Annotated in this window: 13 protein-coding genes; 2 read left to right on the top strand and 11 right to left on the bottom strand. The window is 69.3% G+C overall.

The genetic code is table 11. The features are described from left to right. Window positions 1-75 precede the first annotated feature (75 nt). From smc to ABZ848_RS33645, 3 genes are all read right to left on the bottom strand, one after another. On the bottom strand, window positions 76-3681 hold the full coding sequence (gene smc, locus ABZ848_RS33655; RefSeq protein WP_360838037.1) for a chromosome segregation protein SMC: 3606 nt from the start codon (window positions 3679-3681) through the stop codon (window positions 76-78). Between the two features lie 213 nt (window positions 3682-3894). Further along, window positions 3895-4098 (bottom strand): hypothetical protein, encoded by a 204-nt coding sequence (locus ABZ848_RS33650; protein WP_360838035.1) that lies wholly within the window; start codon window positions 4096-4098, stop codon window positions 3895-3897. Between the two features lie 381 nt (window positions 4099-4479). Further along, entirely contained in the window at window positions 4480-4761 is a 282-nt protein-coding gene (locus tag ABZ848_RS33645) for an acylphosphatase (protein WP_360838033.1), read from the bottom strand. Between the two features lie 169 nt (window positions 4762-4930). Here ABZ848_RS33645 and ABZ848_RS33640 point away from each other — a divergent pair, with 169 nt between their 5' ends. Both ABZ848_RS33640 and ABZ848_RS33635 read left to right on the top strand, forming a co-directional pair. Further along, window positions 4931-6064, top strand: coding sequence for a CAP domain-containing protein (locus ABZ848_RS33640; protein WP_360838031.1), 1134 nt, complete (start codon window positions 4931-4933; stop codon window positions 6062-6064). Window positions 6065-6136: 72 nt separating this feature from the next. Beyond that, window positions 6137-6538, top strand: a complete 402-nt coding sequence (locus ABZ848_RS33635; RefSeq protein ID WP_360838029.1) for a helix-turn-helix domain-containing protein — start codon at window positions 6137-6139, stop codon at window positions 6536-6538. Here ABZ848_RS33635 and mutM read toward each other — a convergent pair. From mutM to ABZ848_RS33595, 8 genes are all read right to left on the bottom strand, one after another. Further along, window positions 6511-7371, bottom strand: a complete 861-nt coding sequence (gene mutM / locus ABZ848_RS33630) for a bifunctional DNA-formamidopyrimidine glycosylase/DNA-(apurinic or apyrimidinic site) lyase (protein WP_360838028.1) — start codon at window positions 7369-7371, stop codon at window positions 6511-6513. The two genes, ABZ848_RS33635 and mutM, sit on opposite strands and share 28 nt — an antisense overlap. A gap of 78 nt (window positions 7372-7449) precedes the next feature. Next, entirely contained in the window at window positions 7450-8301 is an 852-nt protein-coding gene (gene rnc, locus ABZ848_RS33625; RefSeq protein ID WP_360838026.1) for a ribonuclease III, read from the bottom strand. A 7-nt stretch (window positions 8302-8308) separates the two neighbouring features. Continuing rightward, entirely contained in the window at window positions 8309-8482 is a 174-nt protein-coding gene (rpmF, locus tag ABZ848_RS33620; RefSeq protein ID WP_003951102.1) for a 50S ribosomal protein L32, read from the bottom strand. A 2-nt stretch (window positions 8483-8484) separates the two neighbouring features. Further along, on the bottom strand, window positions 8485-9135 hold the full coding sequence (locus ABZ848_RS33615) for a YceD family protein (protein WP_360838025.1): 651 nt from the start codon (window positions 9133-9135) through the stop codon (window positions 8485-8487). A 132-nt stretch (window positions 9136-9267) separates the two neighbouring features. Beyond that, on the bottom strand, window positions 9268-10320 hold the full coding sequence (locus ABZ848_RS33610) for an ATP synthase F0 subunit B (RefSeq protein WP_360838023.1): 1053 nt from the start codon (window positions 10318-10320) through the stop codon (window positions 9268-9270). A 75-nt stretch (window positions 10321-10395) separates the two neighbouring features. Beyond that, the gene (coaD, locus tag ABZ848_RS33605; protein ID WP_360838216.1) at window positions 10396-10875 is read right to left on the bottom strand and encodes a pantetheine-phosphate adenylyltransferase; all 480 of its coding nucleotides are present in this window, start codon (window positions 10873-10875) and stop codon (window positions 10396-10398) included. A 26-nt stretch (window positions 10876-10901) separates the two neighbouring features. Continuing rightward, a complete protein-coding gene (gene rsmD, locus ABZ848_RS33600) occupies window positions 10902-11504 on the bottom strand; it encodes a 16S rRNA (guanine(966)-N(2))-methyltransferase RsmD (RefSeq protein ID WP_360838021.1) in 603 nt (200 codons plus the stop codon). Window positions 11505-11633: 129 nt separating this feature from the next. After that, window positions 11634-14867 carry a helicase-related protein gene (locus tag ABZ848_RS33595; RefSeq protein ID WP_360838020.1) on the bottom strand — a complete coding sequence of 1078 codons (3234 nt, stop codon included), beginning with the start codon at window positions 14865-14867 and terminating at the stop codon, window positions 11634-11636.

Below are 14867 nucleotides of genomic sequence, written 5' to 3'. Positions count from 1 at the left end.
GAAGTCAAGAGGGTCTGGCTGTGACTTTTCAGCGCAGGAGTGACGAGGTTGTGTTCAACTCTTGAAGAGATAGTCTCAGCGCAGGCGCTGGCTGATGACCTTCGAGACGCCGTCGCCCTGCATGGAGACGCCGTACAGCGCGTCGGCGACCTCCATGGTCCGCTTCTGGTGCGTGATCACGATCAGCTGCGACGCCTCCTGCAGCTCCTGCATGATCCGGATCAGCCGCTGCAGGTTGGTGTCGTCGAGCGCCGCCTCGACCTCGTCCATGACGTAGAACGGGCTCGGCCGAGCCTTGAAGATCGACACCAGCAACGCTACGGCGGTGAGTGAGCGCTCGCCACCGGAGAGCAGGCTGAGCCGCTTGACCTTCTTGCCCGGCGGACGGGCCTCGACGTCGACGCCCGTGGTGAGCATGTTGTCCGGGTCGGTCAGGATGAGCCGCCCGTCGCCGCCCGGGAAGAGCCGGCTGAAGACGCCCTCGAACTCGCGTGCGGTGTCCCGGTACGCCTCGGTGAAGACCTGCTCGACCCGCTCGTCGACCTCCTTGACGACCTGGAGCAGGTCGGCGCGGGTCTTCTTCAGGTCCTCGAGCTGCTCGCTGAGGAACTTGTGGCGCTCCTCCAGGGCGGCGAACTCCTCCAGCGCCAGCGGGTTGACCTTGCCGAGCTGCTGGTAGGCCCGCTCGGCCGCCTTGAGCCGCCGCTCCTGCTCGGCCCGGTGGAAGGGCTTCGGCTGGTTGCGCGGGTGCTCGGGGTCCTCGGGCAGCTCCTCGCCCTCGGCAGGCGGGGACGGCGGTACGGGCTGGTGCGGGCCGTACTCCTCGACGAGCCCGGCGGGCTCCACGCCCAGCTCCTCCAGCGCCTTGGTCTCCAGCTGCTCGATCCGCATGCGCTTCTCGGCACCGAGCACCTCGCCGCGGTGCACCGAGTCGGTGAGCTTGTCGAGCTCGGTCTTGAGGTCACGGCCGGTGCTGCGGGCGGCGGTGAGCTCCTGCTCCCGGTGGGCCTTGGCGGCCTCGGCCGCGGCCCGCTCCTCCTCGGCGCGGGCGAGGGAGACCTCGACGTGCGCGAGCAGCTGGCGGGCGCCGGATGCGACGGCCTCGGCGACGGCCGCCTCGTGGCGCAGCCGGGCGCGGCGCTGCTCGGCACGCGCGCGTGCGTCGCGCTCCGCTCGGGCGGCGCGGTCGAGGGAGTCGGCACGGCCGGCGAGGCCCTTGACGCGTTCCTCGTGCGTACGGACCTGGAGGCGGGCCTCCATCTCGGTCTGGCGGGCGTTGGCGCCGTCTGCCGCGAGGCGGTCGCGGACGGAGGTGTCGGGTTCCTCCTCGACCGGCATCTCCTCGGCGACGGCGAGACGTTCGGCGAGTTCCTCGACCTCCTGGAGGGCCTTGTCGAGGGACTCCTGTGCGCGGGACGCCGCGGCGACGGAGCGCTCGGCCTCGCCTGCGGCGCCGCGGGCCTGGCCGGCGAGGCGGCCGAGTTGCTGGGCCACGGCGGACTTCTCGCGGTCTGCTGCTCGGCGGCGGTCGGCCAACTCCTCGACCAGGGCGGCGCATTCCCTGCGGCGGTCTCCTGCCGCGTGCTGGGCCTCGGTGAGTTCCTCGCAGCGGACGGCGAGCTCTTCCAGCTCGGCTGCCGCTTCGTCCACGGAGGCCTGTACTTCGAGGAGGCTGGGCGCTCCCGCGGAGCCGCCGTGGGCGAAGTGGGCGCCGAGCAGGTCGCCTTCGGCGGTCACTGCGGTGAGGTGGGGGTTCGCGTAGACCAGTTCTTCGGCGTCTTCGAGGGTGGGGACGATGACGATGCCGTGGAGTAGGCGGCGGATGGCGGGCATGAGGTCGGAGGGGGCGCGGACGAGATCTGCCGCGTGCTGATGTGTGGCGTCTGCGGGTCCGTCGTGGCTGGTCGCGCCCCGCGGCGGAGCCGCAGATTGATACAGCCCCGCGCCCCTGAGTGGGTCGGGTGCTCCGGCAAGAAGCAGTGACGCTCTGCCTCCGTCCTGTTTCCGCAGCAGGCGGATCGCGTCTGCTGCTGCCGACGGGGAGGTTACGGCCAGCGCATCCGCCGCCGCGCCGAAAGCCGCCGCCAGGGCCACCTCATGGCCCGGTGTCACCGTCAGCAGTTCCGCCGCCGGACCCAGCAAACCGTTCAGCCGGTCCTTCGCCCCCAGCAGCGCCCCCGTGCCGTCCTTCCTCCGCAACCCCATCGCCAGCGCCTCATGCCTCGCCTGCGTCGCCGCGCGCCTGCGTTCGGCCGCTGTTGCCGACTCGCGGGCCGCCGACAGGGTCGCCTCCGCCTCCTTCAGTTGCTGCTTGGCCGCCTCGTGCTGGTCGGCGAGGCTCTCGTCGCCCGCGTCGAGGGCGTCCACCTCCGCCTTGAGGGCCTCGTACTCCTCCTGGGCCGCGACGGCACGTTCCTGCGCCTCGTCGCGGGCCGCTGCCAGGCGGTCGATCTCGGCCTGGGCCGAGGCCGCACGGGAGCGGGCCGCGTTCACCTGGCCGTTGAGGCGGGCGAGGCCCTCGCGGCGGTCGGCGATGGCTCGGGCCACGTCCTTCAGGCGGCGTTCCTCCTGGGTGAGTTCGCGCTCCAGCTCGGCACGGTGGGCGACCGTGTCCTCCAGGGCGCGCTCGGCGGCCTCCAGGGCCGCTTCGAGCTCGGCCTCCTGCTCGCGGATGCGGGCGGCCTCGCGCTCCATGTCCTCGGGGTCGCGGCCCCGGCGCTCCTCGGGCGGTACGGAGGTCGCGCTCTTCACGCGTGCGTCGGCGAGGGAGATGGTGCCGCGGACGCGCTCGGCCAGCTGGGAGAGTTCGTACCAGGTCTGCTGGGCGCGCTGGAGGCGGGGCGTGAGCCGGCGGACCTCGTCCTCCAGGAGTGCCTCGCGCTGCTGGGCCTTCTTCAGCTCCTGCTCGGCCGTCTCCTTGCGCTCCTTGAGGGCTGCCTCGTCGGCGATCTCGGTCTGCAGTGCCTGGCGCAGTCGTACGAGATCGTCGGCGAGGAGGCGGAGCCGGGAGTCGCGGAGGTCGGCCTGGATGACCGCGGCCCTGCGGGCGACGGCGGCCTGGCGGCCGAGGGGCTTGAGCTGGCGGCGGAGTTCGTCGGTGAGGTCCTGCACGCGCGCGAGGTTGGCCTGCATCGCGTCCAGCTTGCGGAGGGCCTTCTCCTTGCGCTTGCGGTGCTTGAGGACGCCCGCCGCTTCTTCGATGAAGGCCCGGCGGCCCATGGGGTCGGCGTGCAGGACGGAGTCGAGCTGGCCCTGGCCGACGATGACGTGCATCTCGCGGCCGATGCCGGAGTCGGAGAGGAGTTCCTGGATGTCCAGGAGGCGGCAGGTGTCGCCGTTGATCTGGTACTCGCTGCCGCCGTTGCGGAACATGATCCGCGTGATGGTGACTTCGGCGTACTCGATGGGCAGCGCGCCATCGGAGTTGTCGATGGTGAGGGAGACCTCGGCGCGGCCCAGGGGCGGACGGCCCGTGGTGCCGGCGAAGATGACGTCCTCCATCTTGCCGCCGCGCAGCGACTTGGCGCCCTGCTCGCCCATGACCCAGGAGAGGGCGTCGACGACGTTGGACTTGCCCGAGCCGTTCGGTCCCACGACACACGTGATGCCCGGCTCGAACCGGAGCGTGGTCGCCGAGGCGAACGACTTGAACCCGCGGAGGGTCAGGGCCTTGAGGTGCACGCCGCTGGACTCTACCTCCCGGGGGTGTCTCACTCCATGAACCCACGGTTTCACCCATGAACGTGCAGGGCACACCAGACGTTAAAGAGAGTGAAAGGATGCGCGGGGGAAAGAAAGAAGGGACGCCGAAGCGTCCCTTGCAAACTCTAACTCTGACAACTTAGCGGTTGACACGGGCAGCCCAACCACTGCTGTCGTTGTTCGATGCAGTGATCAGGTGAGCGCAGGCTCCGCCTGGTGTGCGTCGATGCTCTCCATAAGCGAGTCATGAGAAGCGGCAGCCGCGAGCGCGTCGTTCTCCGCCTGGATCCGTACGAGCTCGGATTCCAGGTCCTGTACGCGCTGCTGGAGCCGTCGCATCTCGGCGATGAGTCGCGGGTCAGAGCCGCCGACGTAACCGAGAAGCGCCTTTGCCATGATGGATGGTCCTCCACACTGAGTGACCGACCGAAGCGGTGTGGGTCGTGAGGGAATCGCACCCGCGATGCTTGGCACTGTTGAGTTTGTGCTGCCGTTCATCCATGCCAAACAGCTAAGGTGCGCGGGGCTTTCAGCGTCTCACCAAAAAGTTTGACGGTCAACACGATCACGCCCTGTATTGGCGGGCAACCCGGGGCTGCGCGGCCTGAAACGGGCGGCGCTGCGGCTCCTGCGGGGCCCTCAGGGCGTGACGATCATTCTTAGGTGCGGAGCCTGCCAGAGCGTGGGGTTCTTGGCAACCACCAGGCCCTTTCTGCTCGGGGCAACTGCCGGTGGCAGGTCCCTCCGCTTCCGCCTGGGCCGATTTACAGAAACCGCTCAGCGGATGGCGAAGCCGTCGTAACCCCCACGAGGTGTGTCCCAGATCTCGGTGACACCCTCCACGCGGCCGGGCGTGTCGTCGCCCTGAAGCCAGTCCAGAAGACCTTCACAACGCTCCCGCGGGCCCTCCGCGACCACCTGGACCCGTCCGTCCCCCAAATTGAGAGCAAAACCACTAAGGCTCCCCAGCTCCAACGCCTTGGCACGCGTGAACCAGCGGAAACCCACACCTTGGACGCGTCCCCGCACCCAGGCGACCAGTCGCACATCCTCGCTCATGGGTGCAACCTAACCGGCCAATGTCTCTCCGGACACTCCTTCCTCTGGCGCCATGCGGTACCGTCCCCACCCAATGAATCTCATATGAAACTCACTCGATCGAGTGAGTCACATCACTCGCAGGATCTTCACGACGCGGGTGATCTCATGGACGAGGAAGGGCAAGGACATGGGACGCCACCGACGCTCCGCCGCCGGCCGCGCCGCCACGGGCCGCGCCACGGGGGTAACAGGAACGGACGGCTCGTACACGAGCGGCTACGACCCCCGGTACCACTCGCCCAGCTACGACTACAGCTACGACCCGCCGGAGGCGTTCGCGGGCGACGGGCAGAACACCACCCTGGGCACCGCTCCGTACCTGAACACCGACGAGCTCCCGCGGACGTCCGTCGAGCACGAGCGGGCCTCGGCGCGCAGTGCCGCGTACCTGTTCGCCACGGAGGACGACTACGCGACCGTCTTCCCGGAGCACGGGCTCTCGGCGGACAGGAACCGGCGCGGTGGTTCGCGCCGGCGCAAGAAGAAGGTCGTCACGCCGGTGAAGACCGGGCTGCTCGGGGTCTCGGCGGCCGTCGCCATCGGCACGGTCGCGGTCGCCACGGGCGCCGTCCCGGGGCTGGAGAACTACAAGCTCGGCGGTGGCGGCAACGACAAGGTGCAGGCCGCGAGCACGCCGACCAACTCGGCGACCGAGCAGGGCGGCACCTCCGGCAGCGTCGACGGCCGCGACCAGGGCTCCTCCACGAGCCGTGACGCGGACCGTACGGCCTCGCCCTCGCCGAGCGTGTCCGCGTCGGCCGCGCCGACCGAGGCGCCGACGAAGAAGCCGAAGGCGACGCCCAGCAAGAAGCCAAAGACCACGCCCTCGCAGAAGGAGACCAAGCCGCCGAAGGAGACCACCGCCCCGGTGACGGTCTCCGCGGAGGCCGCCGCCGAGGCGGAGGTCCTCAAGCTGGTCAACGAGGAGCGGGCCAAGGTCGGGTGCAGCCCGGTCGCCGCCAACAGCGCGCTGTCGGACCTCGCGGAGACGTTCAGCGACGCGATGGCCGCGGACGGCTTCTTCGACCACACCGACCCCAGCGGAGCCACCCCGTGGGACCGGGCGGCGAAGCTCGGCATCACCAACCTGGGCGGCGAGAACATCGCCCGGGGTCAGGCCACCGCGGCCGCGGTGATGGAGGCCTGGATGAACAGCGAGGGCCACCGCGCGAACATCCTGAACTGCGACTTCAAGACCCTCGGCGTCGGCGTGCACTTCGGCACGGGCGGCCCTTGGTGGACGCAGGACTTCGGCTACTAGACGGAGCGCGAGGCGCTAACCGGCAGATTGCACTAACTGTCGGTTAGCGCTGCCTTCGAGTACGCTTGTGGTATGGACATCACGCAGGAGCGCGCGGAGGTGCAGGACCTCCCGTACAACGTGTTCGCCAAGGCCTGTCCCTCGCGCGGCACCCTGGAGCACGTCACGGGACGCTGGGGCGCGCTGACGCTCGGCGCCCTGCACGAGGGGTCGCTGCGCTTCAACGAGCTGCGCCGCCGCGTCGACGGCGTGAGCGAGAAGATGCTGTCCCAGACACTGCACGCGCTGGAGCGCGACGGCCTGGTGCACCGCGAGGCCCAGCCGACCAACCCGCCCCGCGTGGACTACGAACTGACCCCGCTCGGCCACGAGGTCGCCGAGCGGCTCCTCGGCCTGATCCATCTGCTGGAGGGCCGCATGGACGACGTCCTCGCGTCCCGGACGCGCTACGACGAGACGCGCGGCGCCCTCTGACACTTCGGGCAGAAGTAGCTGGACCGGTTCATCCAGGGGCGCCGCCGCATCGGCGTACCGCACCGCTTGCACGGCAGCCCCTCGCGGCCGTACGCGTCGAGTGACCGGTCGAAGTACCCCGACTCGCCGTTCACGTTGACGTAGAGGCTGTCGAAGCTGGTGCCGCCGACGGCCAGCGCCGCGTTCATCACATCCCTTACGTGGCCCAGGAGTTCGGCCGTGCGGGGGCGGGTGAAGCCGGCCGTGGGGCGCTCGTAGTGGACGCGGGCGCGCCAAAGGGCCTCGTCCGCGTAGATGTTGCCGACTCCGCTGATCAACGACTGGTCCAGCAGGGCCCGTTTGATGGTCGTCCGCTTGCGGCGCAGCGCCTGGTGGAAGGCCTCGTCGTCGAACAGCGGGTCGAGGGGGTCGCGGGCGATGTGCGCGATGACGTCGGGCAGGCCCTCGGGGGTGTTGTCGTGCAACGACAGCCCGCCGAAGGTGCGTTGGTCGACGAAGCGGAGCTCGGTAGCGAGGTCGTCGGCGAAACGGACGCGGATGCGGAGGTGCTTCTCGTCGGGGGCCGTGTTCGGCTGGACGAGCAGCTGGCCGCTCATGCCGAGGTGCGCCAGGACCGACTGGTGGGTGTCCTCCAGGGGCAGCCACAGGTACTTGCCGCGGCGGCTGGGCACACCGACGCGGTGGCCCTTGAGGCGGTGCGCGAAGTCGTCGGCGCCCGCGATGTGCCGGCGCACGGCACGCGGGTGCAGCACCTCGGCGTCGGCGACGACACGGTGGGCGACCCACCGTTCCAGGCCCCGCCGGACGACCTCGACCTCGGGCAACTCGGGCATGACGACCCCCGTACCGGACTGTGTATGAGCCGAACGCCCGCCCCACGGCGGGGACGGGCGCTCGGGATGCGCTGTTCGTCAGGCAGAGACGGAGGTGGGGCCGTCGCCGTGTTCGGCGGCGTGTTCGGCCGCGGCCCGCTCGGCCGCCGCCTTCTTGGCCCGCTCGTCCGCCGCGGCCCGGATGGACCGCCACGCGGACTCGGCGGCCTGCTGCTCCGCCTCCTTCTTGCTGCGGCCGGTGCCGGTGCCGTACGAGACGCCTCCGACGCGGGCGGCAGCAGTGAAGGTCTTCTCGTGGTCGGGGCCGGTCTCCGTGACGAGGTACTCGGGCACGCCGAGGGACTCCGTCGCGGTGAGCTCCTGGAGACTGGTCTTCCAGTCCAGGCCGGCTCCGAGGTTCGAGGACTTCTCGATGAGCGGGTCGAACAGGCGGTGCACCAGTTCGGAGGCCGCGTCGAGGCCCTGATCGAGATAGACCGCGCCGATCACCGCTTCCAGGGTGTCGGCGAGGATGGACGCCTTGTCCCGGCCGCCCGTGCCCTCTTCACCACGGCCGAGCCGGATGAAGGAGCCCAGGTCGAGACCGCGACCGACCTCCGCCAGTGCACGCGAGTTGACCACCGCGGCCCGCAACTTGGCCAGCTGGCCTTCGGGCAGGTCGGGGTGGGTGCGGTACAGCGTGTCCGTGACGACCAGGCCGAGCACGGAGTCCCCGAGGAACTCCAGCCGCTCGTTGGTCGGCAGACCGCCGTTCTCGTACGCGTACGAACGGTGGGTCAGCGCACGCACCAGAAGGGCGGACTCGAGCTTGTACCCGAGCCGCCCTTCCAGAAGCGTGTGGGACGAGGCCGTGTTGTCCGACTTTTTCCGGGCGGATGGGTCCGCCTTGGCGTCTTCCGCCTTCTTGGCAGTGGACACGGTGCCTCTCACCAGCCGCTCAGACCTCGAGGACCTGGCGCTTGTTGTAGGTGCCGCAAGACGGGCACGCGATGTGCTGCTGCTTGGGCTCGTGGCAGCGCTCGCACGCAACCAGGGTGGGGACCGCAGCCTTCCACTGCGACCGGCGGTGGCGCGTGTTGCTGCGCGACATCTTCCGCTTCGGAACAGCCACGGCTACTTCTCCTGCTTCTCGTCGACGCCCGCTTCCGCGTCAGCGCCGCTCATCTCGTCCTTCTCGCCGTCTTCGAGTGAACCGGCGAGTCCCTGCAAAGCCGCCCAACGGATGTCGACGGCGTCGTGGTGGTGGTCCGGGTCGTCCGCCAGCCGGGCTCCGCACTCGGAGCACAGGCCGGGGCAGTCGTCCTGGCACACCGGCTGCATCGGCAGTGCGAGCACCACCGCATCGCGCAGCACGGGCTCGAGGTCGAACAGGCCGTCCTCGATGAAGAGCCTGTCCTCGTCTTCCTCGGCGTCGTCGGTCGGCTCCGCCTTGGGGCGGCCCCGATCGTCGGCGTCAGGGTACGAGAACATCTCCTGGAATTCCGCTTCGACGTCCAGCTGAAGCGGCTCCAGACACCTTACGCACTCCCCCTCGGCCTGTGCACGGGCGGTGCCTGTGACAAGCACCCCTTCCATGACCGACTCGAGGCGGAGGTCGAGCTCCACCGGAGCGCCTTCCGGTACTCCGATCACCCCCTGGACACCGAAGTCCTTGGGAGCGTCGATCGTGCGGGACAGCCGCTGCAGCGCACCGGGACGCCGACCCAGCTCGTGCGTGTCGAACACGAGGGGGTTGCGGTGGTCGAGGCGAGCGTTGGGAGCCATTCCTGCTTTCGATCTTCGAGCTCAGAGGGACGCCGCCCTGCGGTGTTCCGGGGCAGCGTTGATCGCGGACGTACACGCGACCGAAGAGCCAGGATACTGGACCTTTCGCTCACGGCCCAATCCGGTGGTCCCTTACTGGCCGCGCCCCTGCTCGTAGGCCCTCAGCTGCTCCGGCGTGATCATGCTCGTGTCGAAGAGGCTGGTCTCGTCGAGGGCGTACGACTGCTGCGGCTGGTGCTGCGCCTGGTGGCCCTGGTTCGGGTCGTAGACGGGCTGCTGGCCGGTGTCGTAGCCCTGGTAGGCGTACGGATCGGCCTGCTGGTAGCCGTAGGCGTCCTGCTGGCCGTAGCCCTGCTGCTGGTACTGGCCCGCATAGGGGTCGGGCTGCTGCTGGTAGCCGTAGACGGGCTCCGGCTGGGCGTAGTCCTGCTGCTGGACCGGCTGCTGCTCGGCCGGGGCGTCCTGCTGGGCCAGGGCGGCGAGGTCGGCGAGGTAGTCGGCGTCGCTGGAGTGCTGGAAGGACGTCTGGTCGTCGGCGAGGGCGCTCAGGTCGTCGGTGGCGATACGGCCGTGCAGCTTCTGCCGGCCGCGGCCGACCGCCTCCAGGGTCTTGGCCAGGACCGCCTCGAAGGCGCCCAGCTTGGCGTCGACGTAGGCGTCGGCGTCCTTGCGCAGGGTCTCCGGGTCGTGGCTGCGCTCGGGGGCGTCCTCGTCCTCGTAACCCTGCTCGTCGAGGCCCGGGCCGGTGCCGAGGAGCTTCTCGCGGCCGCGGCCGACGGAGCCGAGGGTCTTGGTGAGGACGACCTCGAAGTTGGCGAGCTTGGAGTCGACGTAGTCGTCGGCCTCGGCGCGGACCTCCTCGGCCTCCTGGCGGGCCTCGGTCAGGATCCGGTCGGCCTCGGCCTGGGAGCGGCGGGCCACCTCGGTGTCGGAGATCAGCGAGCCGCGCTCCTGGTGCGCCTGGCCGATGATCCGGTCGGCCTCCTGGCGGGCCTGCTCGACCATCTGCTCCCGGTCACCGATCAGCTCCTGGGCCTGTGCCAGGGAGCCGGGCAGCGCCTCGCGCACCTCTTCGAGCATGGCGAGCAGTTCCGCGCGGTTGACCACGCATGACGCGGACATGGGCATCGACCGGGCGCTGGAGACCGCCGCGACGATCTCGTCGAGCTTCTTCTGCACGTCCACCGTGTGCTCGCCACTCTCTACCGATGTGTTGGAGACGGACGGGACGACTGTAGCCCCATCGGTCCCCGCGCCTCATCAGACCTTGCGCAGACGCTCGTTGAGGGCCTCCAGGACCAGCGGCGGCACCAGGTGGGAGACGTCTCCGCCCCAGGTCGCGACCTCCTTGACGAGCGAGGAGGACAGGAAGCTGTAGGTCGGGTTGGTCGGCACGAAGAGGGTCTCCACGCCGGACAGGCCGTTGTTCATCTGGGCCATCTGCAGCTCGTAGTCGAAGTCGCTGACCGCGCGCAGGCCCTTGACGATGGCGGGGATGTCGCGCTGCTTGCAGTAGTCGACGAGGAGGCCGTGGAAGGCCTCGACCTTCACGTTGCCGTACTCGGCGGTGACCTGGCGGATCAGGTCGATCCGCTCGTCGATCTCGAACAGGCCCTTCTTGGACTTGTTGATCATGACCGCGACATAGACCTCGTCGTACAGACGGGAGGCGCGGGAAATGATGTCGAGGTGTCCGTTGGTGATCGGGTCGAACGACCCGGGACAGACGGCACGGCGCACTTGAGGTCCCTCGCTCTCCGGTCCGGTCATCGTGCGTCTTCGCACGTAGAGGCGTCATCGCCCGTGGCGGCGCGACCGTACCAAAACGTTCCCTCGCCGTAACGACGGGACCGGATCGCCTCGAAGCCGTCCGGCCACGCGAATTCGCCGCCTCTGGTGCTGCGCTCCACGGTGACGAGGGCCTCCGGCGCGAGCCAGTGTTCGGTGCGGAGTGTGAGCAGAATCTCGCGAAGATCGTGATCTGTCACACGGTACGGAGGGTCCAGGAAGACCAGGTCGTACGGGGCTGTCGGCGGGCCCGTCTGGATGATCTGCTCGGCCTTGCCTGCCCTGACCTCGGCGCCGGGGAGGCCGATGTTCCTGACGTTCTCGCGGATGGTGCGGGCGGCTCTGGCGTCGGCCTCGACGAGGAGGGCGTGGCCGGCGCCGCGGGAGAGGGCCTCCAGGCCTACCGCTCCTGAGCCGGCGTAGAGGTCCAGGACTCGTTCGCCGTCCAGGGGGCCGCCGAGGAGGGACTGCCAGGTGGAGAAGAGACCTTCGCGTGCGCGGTCGGAGGTGGGGCGGGTTCCGTTGCCGGGTGGGACGGATAGACGACGTCCGCCGGCGGCACCGGCGATCACGCGGGTCATCTTTGGTCCTTGTTCGGGGGTGGTTACGGATTCAGTTTGGCAGCAGGTCCGTCGTGGTTGCTCGCGCTCGCGCGGCGGTAGCCGCATATTCAATACAGCCCCGCGCCCCTAAAGCAGGTCGGCTCCCTTCTAGCCCTTTTCCAAGTACTGCTCCCTCTCCTCGTCCAAGAGGGCGTCCAGGGCTGTGCGTAGGCCCGGAAGGCCCGTCAGGTCCGGGTCCGCCTCCACCACTGCCGCTGCCTCCTCCCTTGCCTCGGCGATGACGTCCTCGTCCTCGATCACGGCCAGGACCCGCAGAGAGGTACGGGCACCCGACTGGGCCTGGCCCAGTACGTCGCCCTCTCGGCGTTGTTCCAGGTCGATCCGGGAGAGTTCGAAGCCGTCCAGGGTGGAGGCGACCGCGTTGAGGCGTTGGCGGGCCGCGCTCGCCTCCGGCATCTCCGTGACCAGGAGGCAGAGGCCGGGGGCCGCGCCTCGGCCCACTCGGCCGCGCAGCTGGTGGAGCTGGGAGACGCCGAAACGGTCGGCGTCCATGATCACCATGGCCGTGGCGTTCGGGACGTTCACGCCGACCTCGATGACCGTCGTGGCGACCAGGACGTCCGTGTCGCCGGCGGCGAAGCGGCGCATGACCGCGTCCTTGTCGTCGGGGTGCATACGGCCGTGCAGGACCTCGACGCGGAGGCCCTGGAGGGGGCCGTTGGCCAGTTGGTCGGCCACGTCCAGGACGGCGAGCGGGGGGCGCTTCTCCGCCTCGTCCTCGGGGGACTTCTTCTTGGCGGACTTCTTGGGGTCGTCCTCCTCGTCGCCGATGCGGGGGCAGACGACGTACGCCTGATGGCCGTTCTCCACCTCCTCGCGGACCCGCTCCCAGGCGCGGGCCAGGAAGTGGGGCTTGTCGGCGGCGGGGACGACGTGCGAGGCGATGGGCGAGCGGCCGGCGGGGAGCTGGTCGAGGACCGAGGTCTCCAGGTCGCCGAAGACGGTCATGGCGACCGTGCGGGGGATGGGGGTGGCCGTCATGACCAGGAGGTGCGGGGGCTGTTTGCCCTTGCCGCGCAGGGCGTCGCGCTGCTCGACGCCGAAGCGGTGCTGTTCGTCGACGACGACCAGGCCGAGGTCGTGGAACTGGACCTTGTCCTCGATCAGCGCGTGCGTGCCGATGACGATGCCGGCCTCGCCGGTGGCCAGGTCGAGCATCGCCTGGCGGCGGGCGGCCGTGCCCATGGAGCCGGTGAGCAGGACGACTTTGGTGGCGTGCTCGGATCCGCCCAGCATGCCGCCCTCGGCCAGCTCCCCCATCATCTCGACGACGGAACGGTGGTGCTGCTGGGCGAGCACCTCGGTGGGCGCGAGCATGGCGGCCTGACCGCCCGCGTCGACGGTGGCGAGCATGGCGCGGAGGGCCACCATGGTGTTGTGGGTGACCGTGAAATTGTCGGTCACGTACGCGTGGCTCGGATGAGCAACGCTGATGCATTGGACGTGCTTTCGGCCGACGTGCTCGACTGCACGAATTCCGCGTCGGAAGGTGTTGTATTTCGGCCGGGGGCGTACGCGATCTGCCTTACGGGTCAGCCGGAACGGCGCGTATTCGCCTGGGAGGGCCACCGAGACATTGAAAGCAGCTCGCTTCGGCAGTACGCGCGCGCGGCCACCCAACGAACGCACGATCCAGGCCACGTCGTCGGCAAGCCTGCGCGAAGCGGAACAGAGCGAGATGCTCAAGCCGTCCGCCTGGACGGTGCCGTCTGTGTCCAAGAGGCCCTGCAACAGGGCAAGGCGGTTCTTGACCGTCGTGTTCTTGAACTCGTCCGGCACGAATTTGCCGTGCGACGTCATACCCCACAGGTCAAGATCCCGCAGGGTCTGAATGATGGGATTGCGGACTCCTCCGACGCGTCGCGTCAGCTGGATGGTGTAGTCGCAGCGAGAGTCCTTCACCGGGACGAGACGGCATTCAGGTGCGATCGCGGCTGCCACGGCATCGCGGATCTCGTCGTCGATCGTGGACAAACGCAGGTTGTGGCGGAACGAACCGTCCCCAAGCAGGAGACCGAACAGATATGGATCCAGCGGCGGGCCGGAGTCGTCTCCGAGATCCACAGGCGCCGCTGCTGGGATGTACCACTTCGACGATCCATTGGCTTTGAACGTGTCGAGGCGGATCTCCCGCGTTGTCATGACCTTGGGTGCCTGGCCCCGATGCCAGCCGGAGCTCGTGCCGACGATCCAGAGGTGCTCGTCGTCGCACTCCACGGAACTTCCGTCGGACAGGAGCAAACGCCAGACGTCCCGCTCTCCCTGCGGGAACACGCCGTCGACCAACGCGATCTCGCCCTGCGGCACGACCACTTCGTCCCCCACACTCATATCCCCCATCCGACGGAAACCGGCGGGGGTGAGCACAAGCGAGTCAAGGGGCTGTGCCTTGCCCGATCCGACCTCCCCCTGCAGCAGCCGGTGCATCGGATGCTCGGTGGCCAGGTCGTCGAAGATCTCCTTGGAGACCTTCTGCTGGCCCTCGGTGAGGGTGAAGGGGAGGCGGTCGTCGAAGGCGGTGAGCAGGCCGTCGGGTTTGGGTTTGCGGGCGACCGCCGGGAGTTGGGCGTCGGCGTGCCTGCGGCGGGCGAGGGCCACCTGGAGGACGAAGGCCTCGTCCCATTTGAGGCGGGAGCGGGCGTCCTCGATGTCGGCCTTGGTGTGCGGGCGGTGGATCTTGAGGAGGGCCTCGGGGAGGGTGACCAGGCCTCGGCCCTCGCGGAGGCCGGCCGGGAGGGGGTCGACGGCTTCCTGGGCAGTCGGGAGGACCGTCTGGATCGCCTTGCCGATCTTCCAGGACTCCAGCTTGGCGGTGGCGGGGTAGATGGGGATCAGGGCGCCGGCCCAGGTCTCGACGGTCTCGTCCGTGTCCCCTCGGAGCAACTCGTAGGCCGGATGGGCCAGTTGCAGGCGGCGGTTGAAGGCGGAGACCTTGCCCGCGAACATCGCGCGTGTGCCCGGGAGGAGTTCCTTGTGGGGCTTGTGGACGCCGTTGCCGAAGAAGACCAGTTGGAGGCGGCCGCTGCCGTCCGTGATCGTGACCTCCAGGCGCTGGCCCTTGCCGCGGGGCGCCTTGGCGGAGGCGAAGGAGTGCAGACGGGCGTCGGCGACCATGGCGACCACCGTGACGTGCTCGTCCATGGGGAGGTCGGCGAGGTGCGTGAGCTGCCCGCGCTCCTCGTATCTGCGCGGGTAGTGGTGCAGGAGGTCGCCGACGGTGTGCAGGGCGAGGTGCTCGGCCATCACCTTCGCGGTGGCTGGTCCGAGCACCGACTTCAGCGGCTGTTGCAGCGGTTCTTGCAGTGCGGGCACGAGATCCAT

The organism is Streptomyces sp. NPDC047081 (assembly GCF_040643775.1).
Lineage (GTDB): Bacteria > Actinomycetota > Actinomycetes > Streptomycetales > Streptomycetaceae > Streptomyces.
Note: the sequence above shows the minus strand (reverse complement) of the source record. Positions and strands in the feature narration are given on the sequence as shown.